Annotated in this window: 16 protein-coding genes; 9 read left to right on the top strand and 7 right to left on the bottom strand. The window is 44.6% G+C overall.

The window, feature by feature from the left end; translation table 11 throughout:
- Positions 1-48: 48 nt before the first annotated feature.
- Positions 49-1,260 carry a tyrosine--tRNA ligase gene (gene tyrS / locus ACQKC9_RS11695; RefSeq protein ID WP_191114329.1) on the bottom strand — a complete coding sequence of 404 codons (1,212 nt, stop codon included), beginning with the start codon at positions 1,258-1,260 and terminating at the stop codon, positions 49-51.
- Positions 1,261-1,403: 143 nt separating this feature from the next.
- Here tyrS and ACQKC9_RS11690 point away from each other — a divergent pair, with 143 nt between their 5' ends.
- The 3 genes from ACQKC9_RS11690 to ACQKC9_RS11680 all read left to right on the top strand — a co-directional run bounded on the left by ACQKC9_RS11690 (position 1,404) and on the right by ACQKC9_RS11680 (position 5,226).
- Complete coding sequence (locus ACQKC9_RS11690) at positions 1,404-2,762, top strand: anhydro-N-acetylmuramic acid kinase (protein WP_427621930.1); 1,359 nt, start codon at positions 1,404-1,406, stop codon at positions 2,760-2,762.
- Between the two features lie 153 nt (positions 2,763-2,915).
- Positions 2,916-4,250 carry a beta-ketoacyl-ACP synthase II gene (gene fabF, locus ACQKC9_RS11685; protein ID WP_427621944.1) on the top strand — a complete coding sequence of 445 codons (1,335 nt, stop codon included), beginning with the start codon at positions 2,916-2,918 and terminating at the stop codon, positions 4,248-4,250.
- A gap of 130 nt (positions 4,251-4,380) precedes the next feature.
- Entirely contained in the window at positions 4,381-5,226 is an 846-nt protein-coding gene (locus tag ACQKC9_RS11680) for a hypothetical protein (RefSeq protein WP_427621928.1), read from the top strand.
- A gap of 138 nt (positions 5,227-5,364) precedes the next feature.
- Here the strand turns inward: ACQKC9_RS11680 and ACQKC9_RS11675 are convergent, their stop codons facing one another.
- The 5 genes from ACQKC9_RS11675 to ACQKC9_RS11655 form a co-directional block, all read right to left on the bottom strand.
- Positions 5,365-7,182 (bottom strand): aminopeptidase P family protein, encoded by a 1,818-nt coding sequence (locus ACQKC9_RS11675; RefSeq protein WP_427621927.1) that lies wholly within the window; start codon positions 7,180-7,182, stop codon positions 5,365-5,367.
- A gap of 409 nt (positions 7,183-7,591) precedes the next feature.
- Positions 7,592-9,160 (bottom strand): peptide MFS transporter, encoded by a 1,569-nt coding sequence (locus tag ACQKC9_RS11670; RefSeq protein WP_427621925.1) that lies wholly within the window; start codon positions 9,158-9,160, stop codon positions 7,592-7,594.
- A 318-nt stretch (positions 9,161-9,478) separates the two neighbouring features.
- Positions 9,479-9,934 carry a hypothetical protein gene (locus tag ACQKC9_RS11665; protein WP_427621924.1) on the bottom strand — a complete coding sequence of 152 codons (456 nt, stop codon included), beginning with the start codon at positions 9,932-9,934 and terminating at the stop codon, positions 9,479-9,481.
- 192 nt (positions 9,935-10,126) lie between these two features.
- Positions 10,127-11,701, bottom strand: a complete 1,575-nt coding sequence (gene lnt, locus ACQKC9_RS11660; protein WP_427621923.1) for an apolipoprotein N-acyltransferase — start codon at positions 11,699-11,701, stop codon at positions 10,127-10,129.
- 276 nt (positions 11,702-11,977) lie between these two features.
- Positions 11,978-12,877, bottom strand: a complete 900-nt coding sequence (locus tag ACQKC9_RS11655; RefSeq protein WP_057761902.1) for a CBS domain-containing protein — start codon at positions 12,875-12,877, stop codon at positions 11,978-11,980.
- A gap of 288 nt (positions 12,878-13,165) precedes the next feature.
- Here ACQKC9_RS11655 and ACQKC9_RS11650 point away from each other — a divergent pair, with 288 nt between their 5' ends.
- Positions 13,166-14,500, top strand: coding sequence for a DUF4105 domain-containing protein (locus ACQKC9_RS11650; protein WP_427621922.1), 1,335 nt, complete (start codon positions 13,166-13,168; stop codon positions 14,498-14,500).
- Between the two features lie 7 nt (positions 14,501-14,507).
- Here ACQKC9_RS11650 and ACQKC9_RS11645 read toward each other — a convergent pair whose 3' ends face one another.
- Positions 14,508-15,047 (bottom strand): YcgN family cysteine cluster protein, encoded by a 540-nt coding sequence (locus ACQKC9_RS11645; protein ID WP_427621943.1) that lies wholly within the window; start codon positions 15,045-15,047, stop codon positions 14,508-14,510.
- A gap of 235 nt (positions 15,048-15,282) precedes the next feature.
- On the opposite strand from ACQKC9_RS11645, the gene ACQKC9_RS11640 reads away from it, so the two are divergent.
- From ACQKC9_RS11640 to mutY, 5 genes are all read left to right on the top strand, one after another.
- On the top strand, positions 15,283-16,020 hold the full coding sequence (locus ACQKC9_RS11640; protein WP_102092069.1) for a dienelactone hydrolase family protein: 738 nt from the start codon (positions 15,283-15,285) through the stop codon (positions 16,018-16,020).
- A 172-nt stretch (positions 16,021-16,192) separates the two neighbouring features.
- Positions 16,193-19,438 carry a DUF2339 domain-containing protein gene (locus ACQKC9_RS11635; RefSeq protein ID WP_427621942.1) on the top strand — a complete coding sequence of 1,082 codons (3,246 nt, stop codon included), beginning with the start codon at positions 16,193-16,195 and terminating at the stop codon, positions 19,436-19,438.
- 125 nt (positions 19,439-19,563) lie between these two features.
- Positions 19,564-20,520 (top strand): ribosome biogenesis GTPase YlqF, encoded by a 957-nt coding sequence (gene ylqF / locus ACQKC9_RS11630; RefSeq protein ID WP_427621921.1) that lies wholly within the window; start codon positions 19,564-19,566, stop codon positions 20,518-20,520.
- Between the two features lie 23 nt (positions 20,521-20,543).
- On the top strand, positions 20,544-21,482 hold the full coding sequence (locus ACQKC9_RS11625) for a GIY-YIG nuclease family protein (RefSeq protein WP_427621920.1): 939 nt from the start codon (positions 20,544-20,546) through the stop codon (positions 21,480-21,482).
- Positions 21,483-21,635: 153 nt separating this feature from the next.
- The gene (gene mutY / locus ACQKC9_RS11620; protein ID WP_427621918.1) at positions 21,636-22,880 is read left to right on the top strand and encodes an A/G-specific adenine glycosylase; all 1,245 of its coding nucleotides are present in this window, start codon (positions 21,636-21,638) and stop codon (positions 22,878-22,880) included.
- The last annotated feature ends 43 nt before the right edge of the window (positions 22,881-22,923 follow it).

Below are 22,923 nucleotides of genomic sequence, written 5' to 3'. Positions count from 1 at the left end.
GGTCGACAATGACTGCCGACCTCGCTTTTAATCATTTTTATAGATTATCTAACCAACCGTCACTTTTGCATACGCTTTTTTGCCAGCTTGAATTACGACCGTCTGACCTGAGGTTAGACTAAAGCCACCATCAACGACTTCGCCATCTACTTTGACCGCGCCACGTTTTACCATGTCTTTGGCAGCTGAGTTGTTTTTAGCGAGCTTAGCTTGGTTCAGGATTTGAGTGATAAACAACGCATCTTGCCCTTCTAGATCCAACATAATTTCTGGCAAGTCGACTGGTAGCTCACCATCTGCTAAGACGTTACCCGCTGATTTGTGCGCATTAGCAGCGGCATCGGCATCATGGAAGCGCTCAATTAATTCTTCAGCTAAGATACGTTTGATTTCTTGTGGGTTACGGCCACCTTCCATGTCTGCCATCAAGCTTTCAACCTCTTCCATCGGTTTAAAGCTTAAAAATTCAAAGTAACGATGGATCAGTGTGTCCGGCATCGACAGGATTTTTTGGTACATGGTGCCCGGCGCATCATAGATAGCGACATAGTTACCCAGTGATTTGGACATTTTATTGACACCATCTAGCCCTTCTAAAATTGGCACAGTGATACAAACTTGCGGCTCTTGGCCATAGCGTCCTTGCAACGTGCGACCCATTAGCAAGTTAAAAGTTTGATCGGTACCGCCAAGCTCAACATCGGCTTTTAGAGCGATAGAGTCGTAGCCTTGTACTAACGGATAAAGAAATTCATGGATAGAGATGGGCGTTTGTGATGCATAGCGTTTTGAGAAGTCATCACGCTCAAGCATACGCGAGACGGTTTGCTGACTGGCTAACTGAATCATATCAGCGGCGCTCATGTCGTTGAACCACTCAGAGTTGAAGACTACGCGGGTTTTTTCTTTGTCCAAGATTTTAAATACTTGCTCAGCGTAGGTCGTGGCATTGGCTTTGATTTGCTCATCAGTCAATGGTGGACGCGTGCTGTTTTTGCCAGAAGGGTCACCAATCTTGGCGGTATAATCGCCGATTAGAAAATAAATCTCATGACCCAAATCTTGAAAATGTTTAAGCTTATTGATCAATACTGTATGACCTAAATGCAGATCTGGTGCGGTAGGATCAAAGCCTGCCTTGATACGTAGTGGACGATTGAGCTTTAGCTTAGCCACTAAGTCATCTTCAGACAATATCTCTTGCGTACCACGCTGAATAAGGGCCAGTTGTTCTTCTAGGGTGTAAGTTTGATTGGTCATGATGCTCTCTATATATCACTTTAATTGGGATTTTTATGAATGACGGTTACTGGCTCAACACCTTAGGAAGTTTAGAACCTCAAAAGGTCAGAAAAAATGCTAGAATTTGACGGATATACTAGCGTTTTTTAAGGTAAATTGCCATGACCAACCCCACATCGATTGCTGATACTGACCATAATGCCCTCGCAGACTTGCTTATGAATAATGGTTTGGATAACCCTTCAGACGATATTGATGATTTGACCTCTGATAATTCGAACTATGCCACCTTAACGGATGCCCTTGAGCAAACCGTATTTGAAAGCTTCGATGATGGCTTATATATCGGCATGATGTCTGGCACCAGTTTGGACGGTATGGATGCGGTTCTTTGTCAATTTAATCCTGCGATGAGCAACGAAGACAACACTCAACCGCCGATGCAACTACTGGCGACCTATAGCCAAGACTTTCCGTCACGTCTGCGTGAAGTATTATTGGCATTATGTCAGCCGAATGGTGTGAATCAACTCGTACCAGAGGCCGATGAACCAAACAGTGAGCTGGATTGGTTCGGCTGGGCAAGTCGCACTTATGCTGAATTCGCGAGTGAAGTGGTCAATACGCTATTGCAGCAATCAGATACCGACCCTGAGTCAGTGCTAGCGATTGGCTGTCATGGACAGACCGTACGCCATCGCCCTCAGATGGGATTCACGTTGCAATTGGTCGATGCCAATATCATCGCGGAGCGCACAAGCATAAGCGTGGTCAGTGATTTCCGACGTCGTGACATGGCAGTTGGTGGTCAAGGCGCGCCTTTAGTACCTGCATTTCATCAGGCATTATTTGCCAATCCCGATAGCACACGTGTGCTATTAAATTTAGGGGGGATTGCGAACATAACGGTCTTGCCAGCCAATGAAAAAGATCAAGTTGTTGGCTATGATACTGGACCTGCCAACTTATTATTGGATGCGTGGATATCTTTGCATACCGACAATGCTTATGATGCAGGTGGCGCTTGGGCGCAGTCTGGAACCCTCATTGAACCGTTATTACAGCAACTTTTGGCACATCCATTTTTTGCTCACTCTCATCCAAAAAGCACAGGCCGTGAGGACTTTAATTCAACTTGGTTGCAGGGTGAGCTACAGGCTTTTGAGCAAACCAATGCTAACATCAGTTATTCAGCAGCCGATGTGCAAGCAACCTTGACTGAGCTAACGGCTATCAGTGCCAGTATGCAAATCAATATGTTTATCAGTCACTCAAAAAACAGCTCAGTTTATGTTTGCGGTGGCGGCGCATTGAATGACTATTTAATGACACGCCTGCAAGCACACCTACCCCATTGCACAGTAAAAACCACTGAACATTTAGGACTTGCGCCAACGTGGGTAGAGGCCGTTGCTTTTGCATGGTTGGCGAGACAAACATTGATGGGTGAAACTGGTAATTTACCAGCGGTAACTGGTGCAAATAAAGGCGTGGTATTGGGTCAAGTATGTTTTGCCTGACCAGTTAAATTTTAGTTTACATACGTGCACCTATGTGTTTTATAATGACTTTTGAAACGCCATCCTCTTAGGACCTGTAAGTATAGGATATATCGCATGAGCCAGAATAGTAGTTCACCTATCGACCAAGCCACCACTGATGACACAAATAATATGACTGCAGCACCTGTACATAAATCGCGTCAAAAACCACCTCACCACGAGCGTTCTGATGATACGCGTGTGGTAGTCACAGGTATGGGCGCCATTACGCCGCTCGGTCTAGACGTCGATAGCTCATGGACCAAATTGCTCAATGGCGAGAGTGGTATCTCACCGATTACGCATTTCGATGCCACCGGCTACCGTGCGCAAATCGCAGGCGTGATCAAAGACTTTGATGCCAAGCAATATATGAATGCCAAAGATGCGCGTCGCTACGATGAGTTCATGCATTATGGGGTTGCCGCTTCTGCCATGGCACTAAAACACGCTGGTTTTATCGATGAAGTCAGTGCTGCTGATGCGCCTGTACAAGGTGTTGACCAAGATCGCTTCGGTATTATTTTAGGTTCAGGTATTGGCGGTATCCAAACGATTGAAAACAGTCGTGATACCCTACACGAAAAAGGCGCGGGCAAAGTCTCACCTTTTATCATTCCAGGCTCTATCGTCAATATGGCCGCTGGACTAGTAGCGATTAAGCATAAGTTAAAAGGCCCAAACCTTGCGACATCAACGGCTTGTACCACGGCGACTCATGCTATGGGTCTTGCTGCTCGTTTGATCGCTTATGGTGATGCCGATGTTATGTTGGCAGGCGGCAGTGAAAAAGGCTCTAGCCCACTTGGTATAGCTGGCTTTAGTGCGATGCACGCACTATCTACGCGCAACGATGAGCCAACCAAAGCCTCACGTCCATTTGATAAAGGTCGTGACGGGTTTGTCCTTGGTGATGGTGCTGGTGTGGTCGTATTAGAAAGCCTTGCCCATGCCAAAGCGCGCGGTGCAACGATATTGGCAGAATTAGTCGGCTTTGGTATGAGCGACGATGCCAGTCATATTACTGCACCACCAGAAGACGGTAGCGGTGCGGCAAGAGCGATGCAAAATGCACTAAACGATGCTGGTATCGAGTCATCAAGCGTCGGTTATGTCAACGCTCATGGTACTAGTACCCCTGCGGGTGATGTGGCTGAGTCTATTGCTATCGAAACTGTGTTCTCTCCTGTGAAAGATAGCATCCTAGTTAGCTCAACCAAGTCAATGACCGGTCACTTACTTGGTGCTGCTGGCGGAGTTGAAGCTATCTTTACAGTATTAGCGCTACAGCATCAGCATGTGCCGCCTACGATTAATCTAGATGATGTCGAGGACAACTGTAACCTTGATTATGTGGCTAATCAATCACGCAAAGTTGATAACTTGCAGTATGCAGTATCCAACAGCTTTGGCTTTGGTGGTACCAATGGCTCATTGGTATTTGCTCGCTGGCCTATCAATCAATAACAGCCGCCCATCTACATTGTAGCGCATGGTAATGAATGCGTTGTAACGTTGGTGTCAGATTTGCTACGTTTGTCCACTTGCAGCCCCTTATCGTACTTGCGTATGATAAGGGGTAATTTTTGGAACATTTATGGAAGATACCATGTCAAGCTACTCATTTTCCCATCAGTTTTATCAACGCTGGACGTGTGCACCTGAGCCAGTACGCGCAGCGATTACCCAAGAACTAAAAGACATCACCACCCTGCTGCAATCTGACACCTCATTTGAAGACTTTACTTTTAATACTCATGATTTAGATGCTCATGTAGACGAGCTATATGACAACTACAATGCTGAGCAGGCCATTGCGAAAGCAATCACGGACAAACAAGAGCAAGAAGACGCAGCAGCTGCAAAACAAAAGCTAGAAGCCGAACAGAAGCAAAAAGAAGCAGAAGAAGCCACACGCAAGGCAGAAGCGACTCAAAAAGAACAAGAAAAAAATGAGCAGTCAGCGTTAAAGACAGACAATGACAAAGAACTGGCTGCTACCGACGTAGCTAAAGTAAACACAGATAAAGTCGTGGTAGATAGCGCTGTTACTGAGGATTTCGTTACTGATAATTCTAGTGCAAAGACTGAAAAAGCGGCATCAGAAGTCGTAAATACTGAAGGCAATGCTAGCGATAATAAAAATGCTGACAACAAAACCATTAGCGAACAGGCACATGCGCTTAGTGATAACAACATTAAAGATATTAATAATAAAGCCAGTGCAGCGATTAATTTGGCATTAAAAGATGCGAAGCTAGATGCAACACATCAACAGCTAATCCGCGAGCTAGAAACACAGGTCGATGACTATCTAAGTGAGCAAATGATGCTAATGTCTGAAAACCTAAAGTCTTGGCTACGTGCTGAGGTCACTCAACACTTTAGCGAACAAAATGACTCAACTACTAATAATGAAGCTGCTAAGAAAAGTATTCACTAATAGTGATTATTTTTCAGTGTTAAACCCACAGTTAGCAACATCCGCTCAGTAGCAAGTACTAAATCACGAACACTAAAAAGCCCCGTAAATCATTTACGGGGCTTTTTAATAATTTTAGTTAATGTTTTGAGCTTGGTATTAAATGGCTTTGGTACGTTCAGTCAACCATTCAAGCGCTGCACCTTCGACACGATCTTTTAGCTCTGCGAAGACTTGGCTATGATAGTTATTTAGCCAATCAATCTCGGTTTGATCCAACAGTGACGGCTCAATCAGACGCGTGTCGATTGGGCAATAAGTGATGGTCTCAAAGTTCAAGAAATCACCAAACTCTGTCTCAGTAGGCTTAGCAACTGGCGTATTCACTACCAAGTTCTCGATACGGATACCCCATTTACCTTCGCGGTATAGACCTGGCTCATTACTAGAAATCATACCGACTTTCATTGCGCGCTCTTTTGGCGTGCTAGCGCTATAGGCGATGACTTGTGGGCCTTCGTGTACGTTTAAAAAATAACCAACGCCGTGACCCGTACCATGACCATAGTCCATCTGTGCTTGCCACAATGGCGCACGGCAAATGGCATCAATCAACGGTGAGGCAATGCCATCAGGGAAGTGAGCGCGAGCTAGCGCAATGTGAGCTTTTAACACAATCGTAAAGTCGCGTTTATGCTCAGCAGTGACTTGTCCAATACCAACTACGCGGGTGATATCAGTCGTACCATTCTGATATTGTGCGCCTGAGTCAATCAGTAGCAATCCGCCTTCGCCCTCGGCTACATCAAGGTAGCTGAATTTTTCTGGCGTTGCACGGTAATGTGGCAATGCGCCATTTTCGTTAAAGCCTGCGATGGTTGGGAAGCTTGGCGAAACATAATGCGGCTGACGACTGCGCACGTCTATCAGCATGCTATCAACATCTAGTTCACTTAAACGCTCACCGTTTGCTAGACGCTGCTCAAATGTGGCAAAAAACTCAGCCAAAGCAGCACCATCTTGACGCATCGCTTCACGGACATGATCGATATCTGCATCTGACTTTACAGATTTGAGTAATGTACTAGGTGCCATTTGCTCAATGAAGCCAACATCGTCTGCCATTTTTGAGAGTGTGCCTACTGCGACTTTGCTCGGATCTAACAGTAGTAAATCGTCTGGCGTTGATGCGCTCAATGCCTCTTGCACAGCAGGATAGTCAGCCAATGTGATACCGCTGTCTTTTAAACTCTGTGCAATATCTTCGCTTACTTTATTAATATCAACAAACAACGTTGCTTTGTCTGCGTCAATCAACATATGTGACAAGAATACCGGATTATAATCAACATCGGCACCGCGCAAGTTCGTCAACCAAGCAATATCGTCTAAGCTGGAAAGTAAATGATGGGTCGCACCTGCTTCTGCCATGCCTTCGCGTACTGCAGCCAGCTTTGAGGTGGCAGACTGAGCAAGGAACTGCTCATCATGAGCGTATAACTTGGCCGCTGGTAGTGCTGGACGATCTGTCCAAATCTCTGTCAGCACATCACGCTCAGTGATCAAAGTAATGTCATTGGCATCAAAAGCATTTAACAGGCGATCTTGCTCAGCGATAGATAACACATTACCGTCTACTGATACGCTATCCCCTTCTTGCAAATGCTCGGCTAGCCAATCGATATGATTTGGCTGACCTGGCGCAAGCTTTTCTAAAGTAATACCTGTGCCTTCTAACTGATCGGTAGCATGTACCCAATAACGGCTATCCGTCCATAGACCTGCAAAATCAGCAGTCACAACAAGCGTACCGACAGAACCGGTAAACCCTGACAGCCATAAGCGTGCTTGCCAGTACTCTGGTAGGTATTCAGATAAATGTGGATCAGCAGACGGTACGATAATTGCGGTGAGATCTTGCGCGGCTAAGGCACTACGTAAGTTAGCAATACGTTCGTGAATGGCTTGTTTATTCATTGAATGTGTCCTTATAGAGGTTATAAAATTTGATGATGGAGCGATTATTTACAATCGTCTTGTTCTAATAGTCGTCTTATTTGAGTTGTTGATACCGCTTTAGTTTTAATAAGATATTTATCATTGATAGCAATTATTCAAGCAAACAGTCTACTTATTTGACTGTATTTGTTTGGGTAGTTGCTTCTACTTATTCAGAATAAAAAATTGAACTAATATAGGCTTATAAAACGCTGTACTGCTGTTTATAGTGAGCTATCATTAGATGTTTGGGCAGATAGCAAGCTTTCAATGGCTTGTGCCAAATATCTCACTAACTAAAACAATAAAACGTGCTACCAGTAATGGTAACACGTCTCATCATATGTCACTTGTGCTGTTATTATTCACAAATGTACATCAGACTATCTTATTGCTTGGCCAGTTGTTTCTCACGCTCGCTTTCTTTAAGCATTTTATTGATAGGTTTTGCTAGTATCAATAATAGTACAGCGGTAACTACCAAGAAGATGGTCATGGTTGTGAACAGACCTGGTAACCCTTCGATTTTGTCAGCAGATACATGCCCACCAAAGAAGGCGGCAACCAAGTTACCCATAGCGATAGAAGCAAAGAACAGCCCCATCATTTGGCCTTGCATACCCTCTGGCGCCAGCTTAGTCATGGCAGATAACCCAACTGGGCTTAATGCTAACTCACCTAGCGTCAATAATAATAAACTACCAACCAACCATAGTGGTGATGCCAAGCCAGCACCAGGCGCTAAAATGCTTTTTGAAGCAAAAATCATCAAGGCGAAACCTGCGGCTGCCAGCAGCATACCGAGTGCAAACTTAGCCATACTGCTAGGCTCAAGACCTCGGTTACCAAGCTTGACCCAAATAATACTAACGATAGGTGCCAATATTAAAATAAATAGTGGGTTCAATGACTGGAACCAAATACTTGGTATCTCAAATCCTAAAACATTCAGATCGGTATAACGATCAGCAAACAAGTTAAAAGACGTTGGCTGCTGCTCAAAGCTTGACCAAAACAGCGTCGAGCCAATGATTAAGACAAAGCAAATTAACAAGCGTAGTTTGTCCGTCTTATCCAATCGCGGAGAGATAAACATAATAGCGAAATACAAGATGACGACCGCAGCAATGATATACGTCATATACTCTGCAACCATCTCAGGATTGAACGATATTATACCGGTAGACACTAATAGCACTGCGGCTACTAGCAAGGCGACAAAACCACCAACCCAGCGACCGATGTTTTTGTAATGGTCGTTAGATTTTTCCCACTCAGCAGAAATACCTTTGGCGCGTGCATAACGCGTTAAGTTCTTTTGCGCGACAAAACGATAAATCAGTAATGAAACCAGCATACCCAATCCGCCAACGCCAAAGCCGACATGCCACATGCCTTTTTCTTTGAATACGCCGACGATAAGTGCCGCTAGTAACGCACCGATGTTAATACCCATATAAAATAAGGTAAAACCACCATCACGGCGAGAGTCGCCTTTGGGGTACAAGGCGCCAACCATCACTGAGATACAGGTCTTAAATAACCCTGAACCTAAGACAATACAGATTAAACCAACGAAGAACAGCGTCATGCCAAACATCGCTGAAAGCGCGATACACAAGTGACCAAGGGCAATAATAATACTGCCCCACCACAGCGCGCGCTCTTGACCTAGCCAGTTATCTGCCAGCCAACCACCTGGTACTGCTGCTAAGTATAACGAACCCGCAAAAATACCATAAATAGCAGAAGCGGTGACTTCATCGAAGCCAAAACCGCCACTGCTCACTGTTGCCACCATAAATAGAACTAATAGTGGACGGATACTATAATAGGAGAATCGCTCCCACATTTCGGTAAAAAACAATGAGCGTAAGGGCGCAGGATGTCCCATAAAGCCATTGTCTAGTGCTTCTAGCTCTGCTGCACTAGCCCCCGATTTTGTTTCTGTGCCCATAACTTTATTCCTTTAAAGATCATATTTGTAATGACCAAACCCCTGATTATCCAGATGGACGGTCATATAGGCGGAACATTGTTTCACTTGGCTATAATCAAGTAAAGAAAGAATTGGTCAAAAATTACACAAATACTCATAAAAAAAGCCCGCTCTCAATGGTTGAGAACGGACTCTTTTTATGGGTATCTAGGACAGTAATATTATGCTTATAGCACTGTTGATACAGACTTCATAATGCAGCTCATTTGACAATCGAGTAGCACCATTTTGGATCATTTACACTATTTTAGATCAGTTACATAGTCATACTACAGCTTACTGTGCTGCGGTCTCATCAGTAGCGTCGCCAGCATTCCCAGCATCTACATCACCATCCGCTTGCTCAGCTGTCAAATCAGCATCAGCAACAGCGGCTTGGCTTACAGTACCAGAAGCAGTTGCGGTACCAGCTTCTGCAGTGACAACTGCACTATCTGCATCTGCCGCTGGTGTTACGGTTGCATCTGCTGCAGTATCAGGCGCTGTAGCATCTGACGCTTCTTCTGTTGCTGCAGCTTCTGCATCAGCTGGAGCCGCTTCTTCAGTAGCAGTGGCTTCTGCTTCATCTGCCGCGGCTGATGCTTCAGTTGTCTCAGCAGTGATATGCTCGCCTGCTGGACGCAAAAATGCAGAAACACCAATAAGTAAGACAATACCTAAGAACATGGCAATGCCACCTAAAGCGAATAACAGCTCTTTTTTTGGATTGTTATTAACGATACCTTCTGACATACCTTATCCACCTTGCACAAAATATTTGAAATATTGACCTATTATATCGCAATTTATACTGATTTGTGAAAACCCTTAAGTATTTAAAGGGTTTATTATCCACAATTTAAATATTCATTTTTGACACTTGTGACAGCTAACTACTTAATCAGTTATCTCTTATTCACTATCAACACATCTTACTTAATAATACTACTTAACCAAACGTACTGGAGTTTTCGGACGTTTACCCAAATAGCTGAGTATCAGCAACAGTGCCATGATAAACAAAATAGGATATTGACCAAAGCGCATAAATGGCGTATTACCAACTCGCGCCTGAATATCACCACGCAATACAGTACGTTCAAACTGCGGTGCACGCTCTACGATACGACCTTTATGGTCGATAATAGCTGTCACACCTGTGTTGGTCGCACGCATAAACCAGCGGCCGTTTTCTAGTGCGCGCATCTGTACCATTTGTAGATGCTGTAGTGGGCCTGCTGACGTACCAAACCAAGCGTCGTTTGAGATGGTCAATAAGAAGTCCGTGCCAATGGCATTTTTGCGCGTGGTATCTGGATACGCCACTTCGTAACAGATGGCTGCACCTAAATTATGCCCTCGCACACGTAGCGGTGACTGCTGATCACTACCACGACTATAGCTCATAATGTCTTGGCTGCCTGCTAGATTAGGTAGAATATCGAGCACGCCTTGGAATGGAATATATTCCCCAAATGGCACCAGACGTTGCTTTTTATACAGCCCCTCTGCCTGTGCCCCTAGCGCAACCACGCTATTATAAAATGGCGGATATTTATCTGTACTGGCATCAAACGCTGCTTCATCCTTATAAGGAATACCTGTCACCCATGTCGTGTCAGTCTCTTTGGCCATCGCGACCATTTCACTGATAAACCCAACAGCTTCTGTCTGAAACATAGGAATCGACGATTCAGGCCACAGCACGATGTCACGTCCCCATTCATCTCGGGTCAACGTTGCATAGATTTTTAGCGTCTCAATCTGATACTCAGTGAGCCATTTTAGGTCTTGCGGGATATTACCTTGAATCAAAGATACCGATAAATCAGGAGTGCCTTTTGGTTTGGTCCATTGCGGATTGATTAACCATAGCGCGCTACTAATGATTAGCAATGCTATCGATGGAATCATATAGCCACCGCGGCGACGCAATAGCTCAACGATACTGGCAGCCAATAATACCGCTACGAAAGAAACCGCAAAGACACCAGCCACAGGCGCGAGCGACGACAACCAGTACTGCTCAGTAAACGCATAACCAACGAATAGCCAAGGAAAACCCGTAAACAACCAAGTTTTCATCCACTCTTGAAGTATCCATAAGGCAGCAAAAGATAACGGCTGCTTGCCGACCACACGATTAAAGATGAGTGCTAAAAAACCATGGAACAAACCCATGCCCAGACCCATGAGCGCAATCATAATCAGCGCAAGCCATGCGGGTGTATCACCATAAACGTGTATCGAGGTATATAGCCAAAACGCGCCAACACACCACAGTCCCGTACCGTAGGCCTGACCGATTAGAAAGGCGCGGCGACCTGTCATCGCTGGTACCAATAACGCATATAAGACGGCAGGTGATACTAAGGCAACTGGCCAAATACCATAAGGCGCGAGCGCGAGTATGAAAGCTGCCCCTGCCAGCCAAGCTATTAGTACCGTCAGACCCATATGCAAACCTTTTGGCTTATCAGGGTTCAGACGTTTTTGCAAATCCACAGTAGACAGACGCATAGCAGTTATCCAAAACCATATTTTCTAAAATTTCTCAGCTAAGCGATGAGATAACACTCACGCAAAACCTGACTGCACAATGCTTTATGCAGGGCCACAAATAAAACCCACCCATGATACCAGTCAAAACCTACAAGTGGGTAAATTTGCGTAGCTAAAACCTCATTCTAAAGACCAAAAGGCAGAAAGCAAAAAACACGATTTTTCATCGTGTTTTTTATGGAATTTGCTAACAAGTTTTATTCATTGACCAATTATCGTGACACTATAAGCAAGCTAGTGGCTGCCTATCAATATCTGTTGCTCAGCATTGGTTTTGGTCAGCTCTAGATTTTGGATAAATCGCCCTTCTACATCGGTAATGGTAATTTTCCAATCATCTATCACGACGCTCTCGCCTTCTAAATCACCAACGAAGCCAAGTGCTTGCATGACCAGACCACCCATCGTATCGACATCGGTATCGTCAAAACGGCTACCAAGCTCATCATTACAGTCTTCAATTACTGTAGATGCTTGGACACGCCATGTGTTTGGTTTTTCTGGGTCAGGGACAATGTTATTGATATCGCTGTCTTCATCAAAGTCATCATGCTCATCAACGATGTCGCCAACGATCTCTTCCAACAAGTCTTCCATGGTGACCACACCACCGAAGTTACCAAACTCATCAACGACAATCGCCATATGTACTTGGGTGCGCTGCAATGAGCGCAACAAGGTATCAGAACGAGCCGTTTCACTAATATATAACGGCTGGCGCACCAAGTCTCTGAGACGCTTACTGTCAATTTTGTCTTCTTGATTGCGAACCATATGTACCAAAATTGGAATCAAGTCTTTTGCCAATAAGATACCGATGACGGCATCATCATCTTGACTGTCAAAAACAGGATAGCGCGAGTGAGTAGTCTCAAGAATGATGTCCATCACTTCAGCAAGGCTGGTGCTCTCGTGCAGACCAATCACTTGCGGACGCGGTGTCATGATTTCGCGGACTTGTGTCGCAGGCAAATCTAGCACGCCTTCTAACATATCGACAGTATCAGGCTCTAAAAACTGGCGCGAGTCTTGTACCAGACGAATCAATTCATCACGGGTTTCGGGGGCGGTCGATAGCCAGCGTTTTAAGCCGCGCATCGACCAACTACTCGGGCTGGGAGTGTCGTCAGACATGGTGGTGTGATTTAACCTCTTTAGTTAATAAAAATTAGAATAGTATTCAATAGAAAAACGAACAATACTCAATAAAAAAACAAGTAGAGCCTAGATGGGGATAAAAGTAGCAAATAAAACAGCTGATTTGTTATTAATTACTGCATGAATAACAAATTTGCTAGTACAAATTAGCTTCACTTTATCGCAAGGCTCACCGACATTCAACGACAAATTCACTCAAATTGTATTGTCAGCGTGTTATAAACTTTGCTATGGTCAAAGCCTTTATTTATCAAAGCAAACCCTATGTCGCTACGTTCCGTTTTTTCTCGCTTACTCTCGTCGCGTTCACGCAGTCGACAGTCAGACAGTCGTGGCTTAGAGAGTCTTGACTTAAAACGCGAAACATCAAAAAACAGCCCATCAGATAGCAATCAGCCAAAGCCTACATGGCGCCAGCGTCTTGTGACTTTTTTAATTGCCGTTACGTTATTGTTATCGGCGCTATGGTTGTTACTCGCGATTTGGTATCAGTATGGCGTCAGCTCAGTATTGACTTGGCTTGCGACAATAGCGATTGTAGGTATATTAGCGGCGCTGCTAAGTACTCGTTATTGGGATACTGTCACAAAAATATTGCACAGTGACTCATTGTCTAATAAAAAGTCAATTAGCAAAAATATAGCAACCAAGCTACTTATCGGCATATATAGCGCTGTTTGGCTGGTAGGTCTAGGTTGGTTTTTTTCTATCGAACCGAAACAAGATCGAGAATGGATGGCTGAGGTCGACCAACGAGTCTCCTATGAGCGCGATGCGACTAACCCTGACTTGATTACTTTAACCAATGTTCGTAACTTTGATTGGCGGACTGAAGAAGACGCTACCGAGCATTGGGACACCCGTACGATTAATTTATCTAAACTCTCTGGCGTTGATGTGACCAATTCTTATTGGATGGGGCCGTTAATCGCTCATACCTTAGTTAGCTTTCGATTTGCAGATGATAGACCACTTGCCTTCTCATTTGAGATACGTAAAGAAGACGGCGAGTCTTTTTCAGCGCTTGCTGGGTTTTTTCGACGTTATGAGCTGAGCCTGATTGCCGCAGAAGAGCGCGATATTATTTACACTCGCAGCAATGCGCGCGGCGAACAGGTTTATTTGTTTCCTATTAGCAATTTGCAGCAGCATGAAGTGAGGTCGCTGTTTAAGTCTTATCTAACGGCGGCTGATGATTTGAACGCTAAACCTGCTTGGTACAATACATTGATCAGCAACTGTACCAATATTATCTTTTATATGGCGCGTATCGTCAGTGGCGATCGCTTGCCGTGGGATTATCGAATTTGGGTTTCTGGTTGGTTACCGAATTATCTATATGATGTAGGCATGTTGGATGCGGCGCCAGAAAAGAACAACCAGCCTTGGTCGATGAACACGTGGTACGAGCGCACTCATATCAACCCAAAAGCAAAGGGTTTCGATAATCAAGTCAACTCACAGTCTAATATCGATAGAGATAAAAACAGCCGTAAATTCTCACAGCAGATTCGTCAAGATATTCCGATACCAGCATTGGCTAACTCGCAAGCCAGTGCTGAAGCAAAGGCCAAATCCACTGCTCAGGCATCTAACTAACTGTAGATTAAGGCTTAACCCAGTTAACCACCCGTGTCTCCATTTCTTCATCAGACATACCGATTTCCGTGACACAGCGACCAGCGACGCCCACGTTGGCCGCTCGCATTTGTTGTTGTGTCACCACCGCATCGCCAGCCAATAGTAAATGCCAACTTGGTAAGCCCTGCCCTTTATACAAACGCTTATAAGCGCAGTGCGATGGTAGCCACATCATCTTGGGCAAGTTGTCCATAGTCAGCTGAATACAGTCTGGCACGTGCTCCTGACGTGTTGCATAGTGACTGCAATATCCTGTCGCGCAGTCCATCAACTGGCAGGTGACATCGGTATACTCGACCAGCTCCTCATCCACATTGCCGCTTTCATCTTCATCGATGTACTTAATCAAGCAGCAACTGCCGCAACCATCACACAACGCCTCCCACTCGCTATGGTTTAATTCTGTCAACGCAAATCGCGACCAAAACTGCGGACGTAGTGGCTCAGACTCATACTTAGAGTCAGTATCAGCATTAGAATCGACATCGGCACTATCAGGGAACAAACTCACCGATTGAGCAGGCTTGGCCGCTACATCGAGACCTAAGTTCAAGTCAGATTGGTCATTATTTTTGTTTAACAAATTTATAGTCATAAAGTCGCAGTAGCATTTTGATAAAGAGCGTTACAGTATTATAGCTGTTTTTGCTAGACATGGGCGTTAAGGTAGTACGAGTTAGAAAAACGAACCATCACAATGACGAACAATTAAAACTCACAACATAAAAAAGGACAATAATATGTCAATTAAGACTTTTGAATTAATCAGTACTACCGAAAACGGTGTAGAACTTATCAGTTATGTAGCACTACCAGAGAATGCTTCAGATGAAAATCCAGCAGCAGGTATCTTGGTTGCACCAGAATGGTGGGGCGTGGTCGATCATCCAAAATCAGTGGTTGAGCGTTTGGCAGAGGCGGGCTATGCAGCAGTCGCTATGGACGTCTACGGCGAAGGCAAACTAACCACCGATGCAGCAATGGCAAACATGTGGATGGAGCAAGTACTGGCTGATCAAGACATGCTAATGGCACGCTGCCGCTTAATCCTTAATGACTTCAGCGATCAGTTATCAGTCGATGGTGACAACCTAGGCGCAATCGGTTACTGCTTCGGTGGTAAAGTTGTACTAGATATGGCTCGCGAAGGCATGCCGCTAAAAGCGGTTGCTACGTTCCATGGTAACCCAACGCCAAAGCAGCCAGCAGACAAAAACTTTGCAGCAAAAGTGTTGGTCGCTCATGGCCGTGATGACTCAATGGTATCAATGGATGCTATCGAAGGTCTAAAATCAGAGCTAGATGCAGCCGATGTTGATTACACTATCGACGTTTATGACAACGCCAAACATGGCTTTACCAATCCGCATGCTGATGAGCGCGCAGCCAAAAATGAAGTAGATCTTGGCTACAATGAAGCCGCTGCTAAACAAAGCTGGGAAAATATGCTTGAGTTTATGAAAGCCAATCTAGCATAAGAAACGATTTGGTATAAAGACCATTAAAAAGGGTAGCTTAATTATTAAGCTGCCCTTTTATTTTGAGTGTCATTCTAGCATTTGTCTTTTAGCCCAGTAATCAGAGTAGTCTTGTGCTTCTTATCAAATCACGTCATTATCACTTTACTATAAACTGGATTGAGTGACGAAGATGTTGTATCTACTGGTGACCCAGTTGGGCTGGCTGGCTTTTACGATTTTATTGATCGTAGTGGTCGCGTTATATACTAGGATAGCTCGAAAAATCGAGCATCTACGCCGTGATGTAACGACGCTGCAAGCTGAGCTTGAGCAGCAAAGACATCGTATTATGTCGCCTCCATCTGCACCTTTGATCGATAAAAGCAATTACGCACGCAACACTACTACTAACGATAATGATCTTAAAGACAATATTCCTAAAGACAGTGACGCTAAAGACCATGATGCTAAAGAAATAGCTTTTGACTCACAGCACTCTTCTTCAGATAATCGGCTGCCTGTATCACCACCACCGCTTCCTACCGTTGCTTCAAACTCAATCATACATGCAGCATCAAACGTCTATGACGATAAACCTGTAGACGATAACGCCTCGATAAATACGAAAAATACGGCGCCGATTGAGCCAGATGAACGCTCATTGCCTATGGTGACATCACTGATTCACTCAATCAAAAACTGGTTTTTCGGTGGCAATTTAGTCGTGCGAGTCGGCGTATTAGTGCTATTGGTAGGTGTGGTGCTCCTGCTTCGCTTATTAAGCGAATATATCGAAATTTCGATTGCCACAAAGCTGATAGCAGTTGGCGTTATAGGATTAGCATTGGCAGCGCTTGGGTTAAAGTTGACGGCAAAACGCTTCTCATATGGGATTACGCTACAGGGCGCAGGCTTAGCGATTGCTTATCTAAGCACCTTTTTTGCTTACAGTGTTTATGAAATCATTCCTAGTGCCCCAAGCTTTATCGGGCTTGGGTTATTGTCTGCCATTACCATTGCCCTTGCCGTACGTCAAAACGCATTTCCATTAGCATTACTGGCATTATCGGGTGGATTTTTTGCACCAATTTTGACCAGTGAAGATACTGGTAGCTTGGTCACGTTATTCAGCTACTATCTACTGCTAAACGTCACGATTGCCGTCATTGCTCATTATCGACCGTGGAAAATATTAAATCTATTCGGTGTGACTGTGACATTTGGCTTGGCATACTATTGGGGTATCAGCGAAAACCTGAGCGCCGTCATTGAAACGCAGCGCTGGGCATTGGTGGCATTAGTAGCCTTACACTGGCTGCTTTACTTATTTGTCGTCATTCGTTATGCGCAGCAAATCATTACCTATAATGCGCTAAACGAAAAAGACCTCAGTCATGCTGATAATGTAGATGATACAAAACACTTGGACAAAGCCCATGTAGGCAGCTCCTATGTATTCCCCATTGATACGGGTTTACTGTTTTCAGTACCGCTACTGGCTTTTGGTTTATTTTCTGCCTTACTAAACGACATCTCTAACGCCCTCACGATTACCAGTGCCATTTTGGCTACGGTTTACCTTGGGATGGGCTGGCTGTTCATCCAGCGCAGTAGACGCTATGCCTTAATTACTGAAGGCATGCTGGCGTTAGGATTAGGATTTTTTGCGCTCGTTATTCCGTTGGCACTAGATGCTGAATGGATTGCTTTTGGCTGGTCCGTACAAGGATTGGCGCTAGTATGGTTTGGACGACGCTCGCTGCGGTCGTGGTCGGTATTATTCGGCTTACTATTACAGCTCGTCAGTATTGGTATGCTAGTGACGACAGCGATATTCTCTATCAAAGACTATCCCGTTTTGGCCTTTAGTATTTCAGCGCTCAGTTATCTAGCGACCGTCTTTATATTACGCGCTAGCAACTCCCCTACCGCGCTAATTAATAGCTTAGATAGTAGTAATAGCCTTAATAGCCTTAATAGCCTTAACAATAAAAGCGCTACAATATCCTCGGTCATACAATCACAATCCTCAGTAATAAAAACACAAACATTGGACAGCACATCAGATCCATTAACCAGCTATTCCCATGCGCTGGGCGTCAGTACGCAAGCAGCACAGCAATGGCTGACCTCGATCGATAGTCAGAGCCGCGTATTTAAATTCGTTTGGCACAGCCCTAGATTAACCAAATTTTTGACACTGACCGCGATGGCTTGGATGCTACAAGTACTAATGCTTGATTTGCATCATTGGTTTGATATCTGGCAATCAAGCACGACGGTAATTGCATTGGCAGCACTCATCAGCTTGATCGCTTATTGGGTCATCAATCGTTATCGTCCATGGGCGGAAATTAGACAGCTTAGTCATGGATTATTGGCCCTGTTCTACTTCATGCTAATACTGCAACTGCCACAAAAATTTGATCGAAATTTAACATGGGCAACAGCAGAATGGTTGGTGTTTGCAGGGTTGATAGTCGGATGGTTAATCATGGGGCAGTTATGGCTAAAAACATGGTTTGATACATGGACTGATACATGGTCCGATAACAACAATACCTCACGCTATACTGCTGCAAGTTGGCTAGGTACGGGTATCTCACTTGTCGCTGCCGCTGCGTATTATGGCCTACCAGACTCTGATGGCGTAATGGCTTTCTTGTTTTCAGCGACACTCATATTAATTGGGTTATGGTTAAATTATCGTTATCTTAGTCAAAATGAAGAAAATACATCGACCAATAGAGCTTCAGAACAAGGTCTGCTGTACTGGTTTGATTGGCAACAGGCACTATTAGGATGCGCTGCCATCTTTGCTCCTATTGCTTTACTGTGGGTTATTCTTACCAATTGGTCTTATGACGGTGTGATTTGGGGACTGTCTTATTTTCCATTGTTCAACCTATATGACATCACATCTTGGCTGACGCTATCAGTTGGCTTTAGTCTGTATTACATCAGCCAACGCCGCCACAATGAAGCCGTTATCGATTCGAGCGCTGCTGCCAAATCTAAGCGCGTATTCACCGCTGAGAGTTTACTAATTATATTGGGGCTGATCAGCTTTTGGTTGATTTCCAGCATGTTGGTCAGAACGCTACATGCCTTTATTGGCACACCGCTTTGGAATGACTATCAAGGCGGCGCATGGCAGAGCGAGCAGGTACAAACTGGACTGACGATCTTATGGACGCTCTTGGCATTGGTCGCCACCATCATGGCGAGTCGCTACTGGCAGCGCGCGCTTTGGTTTATGGGTATTGGATTGTTAGGTATCGTCGTTCTCAAGCTGGTCTTGGTAGATTTGTCACAGACCGAAGCGATTTGGCGAGTGATATCCTTCATTGGCGCAGGCAGTTTAATACTATTAATTGGCTATCTCGCCCCATTACCACCCGCGCATGAGGAAACAGAAAACCAAAATCAAGCGTAATGACAAAGCTGGTTGGGTGAAATTGTGCCGTGAGCAAGGTGGTTCTGTAGTAAACTGGACACCATTAGAAAGTAAACGTTGATTGTTTTACTTTTAGCATTTTTTATAAAAGGTTATGAAAGCAGATGGATAAGAGAGCAAGTATTCAGTGGTTCCCTGGGCATATGAACAAAGCCCGTAACGAAATCAAAGAAGTCATGCCGCAGATGGATTTGGTCATCGAGGTCATCGATGCGCGTATTCCTTATAGTAGTGAAAACCCAATGGTCGCAGCACTACGCGGCGAAAAACCTGTTATCAAAATCCTGAACAAAGCTGACCTTGCCGATCCTGAGTTGACGCAAGCTTGGATGGATTATCTCGAGCAGCAAGATGGGGTCAAAGCCATTGCTTGCGATACTGAAAAAGCCAACGATGTCAAACGCATCATCGCCATCTGTAAGCATCTCGTACCCAATAAAGTCGGGACTGGTCGTCAAATCAAAGCGATGATTATGGGTATTCCAAACGTTGGCAAATCAACGCTGATTAATACGCTAGCAGGACGCGCTGTGGCAAAGACAGGCGACGAGCCAGCTGTGACCAAGTCGCAGCAGTTGATTAAGCTCGACGATGACATCATGCTCTATGACACGCCTGGTATGCTATGGCCAAAGGTCGAAAACGAAAACTCTGGCTATCGTCTAGCCGCAACGGGCGGCATCCGTGATACGGCGTTTGATTTCGCTGATGTGGCAAGCTATACCGCTGAGTACCTAATGCAAGCCTATCCTGAGCTGCTAAAAACTCGATATAAAATTGAAGAACTGCCCAAGACTGACTGGGAGTTTTTTGAAGTGGCTGGACGTAATCGCGGCTGTGTACGTTCGGGCAATCAAGTCGATACGTACCGTATGTCTGAGATTCTGATTAACGAGCTACGTAGCGCAAAGATTGGTCGTATCACGCTAGAAACACCAGCGATGATAGAAGCAGAAGAAATCGTCGTCGCAGAACAACGACTCGCTGCTGAAGAGAAGAAAAAAGCGAAAGAGGAAGAAAAGCGCTTACGTCGTCTAAAAACGCGAAAGAATCGGAAGTAGATTCACCAATAATCTAAGTTACTATGAATCCTTTAATACCATCGGCTAAAACCATTCAAATTTATCTGCCAAAAGGTAACCCTCGTGGGTTGCGTTTGGCAGAGATGACTACGCGTACAGTAAGATTAATTGAAATCCCGCGTATCCACATTAACGACTTTTTCGCGATGCCCGATGCCAATCAAGTTGGTTTGTATTTTTTGATTGGTGATACCGATAGTGTAGAGAAGCCGTTACTTTATGTTGGACAAACTGGCGATCTTAAAAGACGTCTTAACCAACACGATGACAAAGAGTTCTGGACACGGGCTTTTGTCATGCTCTCAACTAATAACTCTATGACGCAAACCCATGCGCTGTATATGGAACATAAGGCTATCACAACTGCCATTGAGGTGGGACGTTACGAACTAAAAAATGGAAATAATGGAAATAAACCGCATACACCTGACCCATTAAAGGCTGATTGCGAGGAATTATTCCACACCCTTGACGTTTTACTATCTACCTTAGGACAGCCTATTTTCGAGTCCTTGGCTATTCATGATAGTCTTTATAGCAACGAGACTTATAAAAGTAAATCGCCTGACTCCACCATTGCTAAAGTTGCTCAAATAATCGATGAAGCTCCATCGAAACCTATTCCATCTCTGTTTTACTATAAGGTAAAAGATGGTGATGCTAAAGGATACTATGACGACGATGGCTTTGTAATATTAGCAGGTTCTCTCATACGGCAAACACAAACGTCATCAGCTCCGCCATTCGTGACTAAATTAAAAGAGAGTCTGCTCAGTAGCGGCAAACTCGTAGCCGTAAACAATACAAGCTATAAACTCACTGAAAACCATTTATTTAAGACACCCAGTGGAGCCAGTGCTCTAGTATCAGGACGTTCGACCAACGGATGGATTGAGTGGAAAAATGAATCGGGCGAAACTTTAGACAGTGTTTATCGATAAACTCGTACTTCTCTATAGTGATACTATCTATCCCCTTTATTTATAAACAATTAAGCCTCATATATTGGTAAACAATTTTATCTATTTACCTTCTCGCTTGCCAACTATAAATCCAAATCCTATATATCCCTGTTCAACTTACAAGGAATACTCTTGCCTACTCAATTTTCTCAGTCATCTACTGCTCTAAACTCCTTTGCCCCGCGCCTACTCGATTGGTTTGCCGAAAACGGTCGCCATGACTTACCTTGGCAACAGCACCAAACTGATACGCCCAATCCCTATATCGTTTGGTTATCAGAAGTGATGCTGCAGCAAACGCAAGTGACCACTGTACTGCCCTACTTTGCACGATTTATGGCATCGTTTCCGACCGTGCAGGATTTGGCTGCAGCGGAGTGGGATTTGGTTGCCGAGCATTGGGCAGGGCTTGGCTACTATGCACGCGCACGTAATTTGCATAAAGGTGCTAAGCAGTTGGTTGAGGTAATCGATGAAACGGGCGAGTTTCCACAGACGCTAGCAGGATGGGAGGCGATTTCGGGCGTTGGGCCATCGACTGCTGGCGCGATTATGGCGATGGGATTACATCATTATGGCGTTATCTGCGATGGTAACGTCAAACGAGTGCTGACACGTTGGGCGGCAATTGACGGCGATATCACTAAATCTGCTACCACCAAAGATTTATGGGCATTGGCAGAGCGACTGACACCGACAGAGAACTCAGGATTGTTTGCGCAAGCCATGATGGATATGGGCGCGACATTATGTACCCGTAGCAAGCCTGCCTGTCTATTATGCCCACTGAAAGAAGACTGCATAGCCCATGCGCAAGGGCGCGAGACTGATTATCCCGTCAAAGCAAAAAAGCAGCCCAAACCTAGTAAATTCAGTGATGCACTGCTCATCGAAAGTGTAAATGGTGACATACTATGGCTACAACGCCCTGACAATGGTATCTGGGGTGGATTATGGAGTTTGCCATTGCAGTTTATGGAGAAAATTAATGGTAAAGAAAACACTAAGGCTACTGTTAAAAAGACGCTAGCTAGCGCTGATAAGCCATCAAACGTAGCAAACGATGTCCGCAGTAATGAAAAAGTATACGAAGCAGAGTTTACTACTGCTGAGCAAATCATAAATGAATGGCTCATAAAAAATAAACTGGTCGCAAAATCAGTCAGCAATACTTTACTCGATGACGCCCCTATCAAGCATTCGCTGACGCATTTTCACTGGTATTTGACCCCGCGTAAATTGATGATTGATGCGACGCAGATAACTGAGCTAAATAAGAAATTAGCAGCGGCTGAAATCGACTTTAAGTGGCTAACCGAACAAAAAGCGCAGGACAGCCTAGGACTACCTCGCGCGATGGTTAAGATCTTAGAGTAAGAAATTGGAACAAAAAAAGCGACTCATTATTAATAACGAGTCG

It is taken from the genome of Psychrobacter sp. NPDC078409 (assembly GCF_050268505.1).
In the GTDB taxonomy this organism is placed as follows: Bacteria; Pseudomonadota; Gammaproteobacteria; order Pseudomonadales; family Moraxellaceae; genus Psychrobacter.
This window is presented reverse-complemented; position numbering and strand designations above follow the sequence as displayed.

Coding starts and splice junctions, on each gene's coding strand:
- tyrS (WP_191114329.1), bottom strand. CDS start 1,260: ATGACCAATCAAACTTACACCCTAGAAGAACAACTGGCCCTTATTCAG.
- ACQKC9_RS11690 (WP_427621930.1), top strand. CDS start 1,404: ATGACCAACCCCACATCGATTGCTGATACTGACCATAATGCCCTCGCA.
- fabF (WP_427621944.1), top strand. CDS start 2,916: ATGACTGCAGCACCTGTACATAAATCGCGTCAAAAACCACCTCACCAC.
- ACQKC9_RS11680 (WP_427621928.1), top strand. CDS start 4,381: ATGGAAGATACCATGTCAAGCTACTCATTTTCCCATCAGTTTTATCAA.
- ACQKC9_RS11675 (WP_427621927.1), bottom strand. CDS start 7,182: ATGAATAAACAAGCCATTCACGAACGTATTGCTAACTTACGTAGTGCC.
- ACQKC9_RS11670 (WP_427621925.1), bottom strand. CDS start 9,160: ATGGGCACAGAAACAAAATCGGGGGCTAGTGCAGCAGAGCTAGAAGCA.
- ACQKC9_RS11665 (WP_427621924.1), bottom strand. CDS start 9,934: ATGTCAGAAGGTATCGTTAATAACAATCCAAAAAAAGAGCTGTTATTC.
- lnt (WP_427621923.1), bottom strand. CDS start 11,701: ATGCGTCTGTCTACTGTGGATTTGCAAAAACGTCTGAACCCTGATAAG.
- ACQKC9_RS11655 (WP_057761902.1), bottom strand. CDS start 12,877: ATGTCTGACGACACTCCCAGCCCGAGTAGTTGGTCGATGCGCGGCTTA.
- ACQKC9_RS11650 (WP_427621922.1), top strand. CDS start 13,166: ATGTCGCTACGTTCCGTTTTTTCTCGCTTACTCTCGTCGCGTTCACGC.
- ACQKC9_RS11640 (WP_102092069.1), top strand. CDS start 15,283: ATGTCAATTAAGACTTTTGAATTAATCAGTACTACCGAAAACGGTGTA.
- ACQKC9_RS11635 (WP_427621942.1), top strand. CDS start 16,193: ATGTTGTATCTACTGGTGACCCAGTTGGGCTGGCTGGCTTTTACGATT.
- ylqF (WP_427621921.1), top strand. CDS start 19,564: ATGGATAAGAGAGCAAGTATTCAGTGGTTCCCTGGGCATATGAACAAA.
- ACQKC9_RS11625 (WP_427621920.1), top strand. CDS start 20,544: ATGAATCCTTTAATACCATCGGCTAAAACCATTCAAATTTATCTGCCA.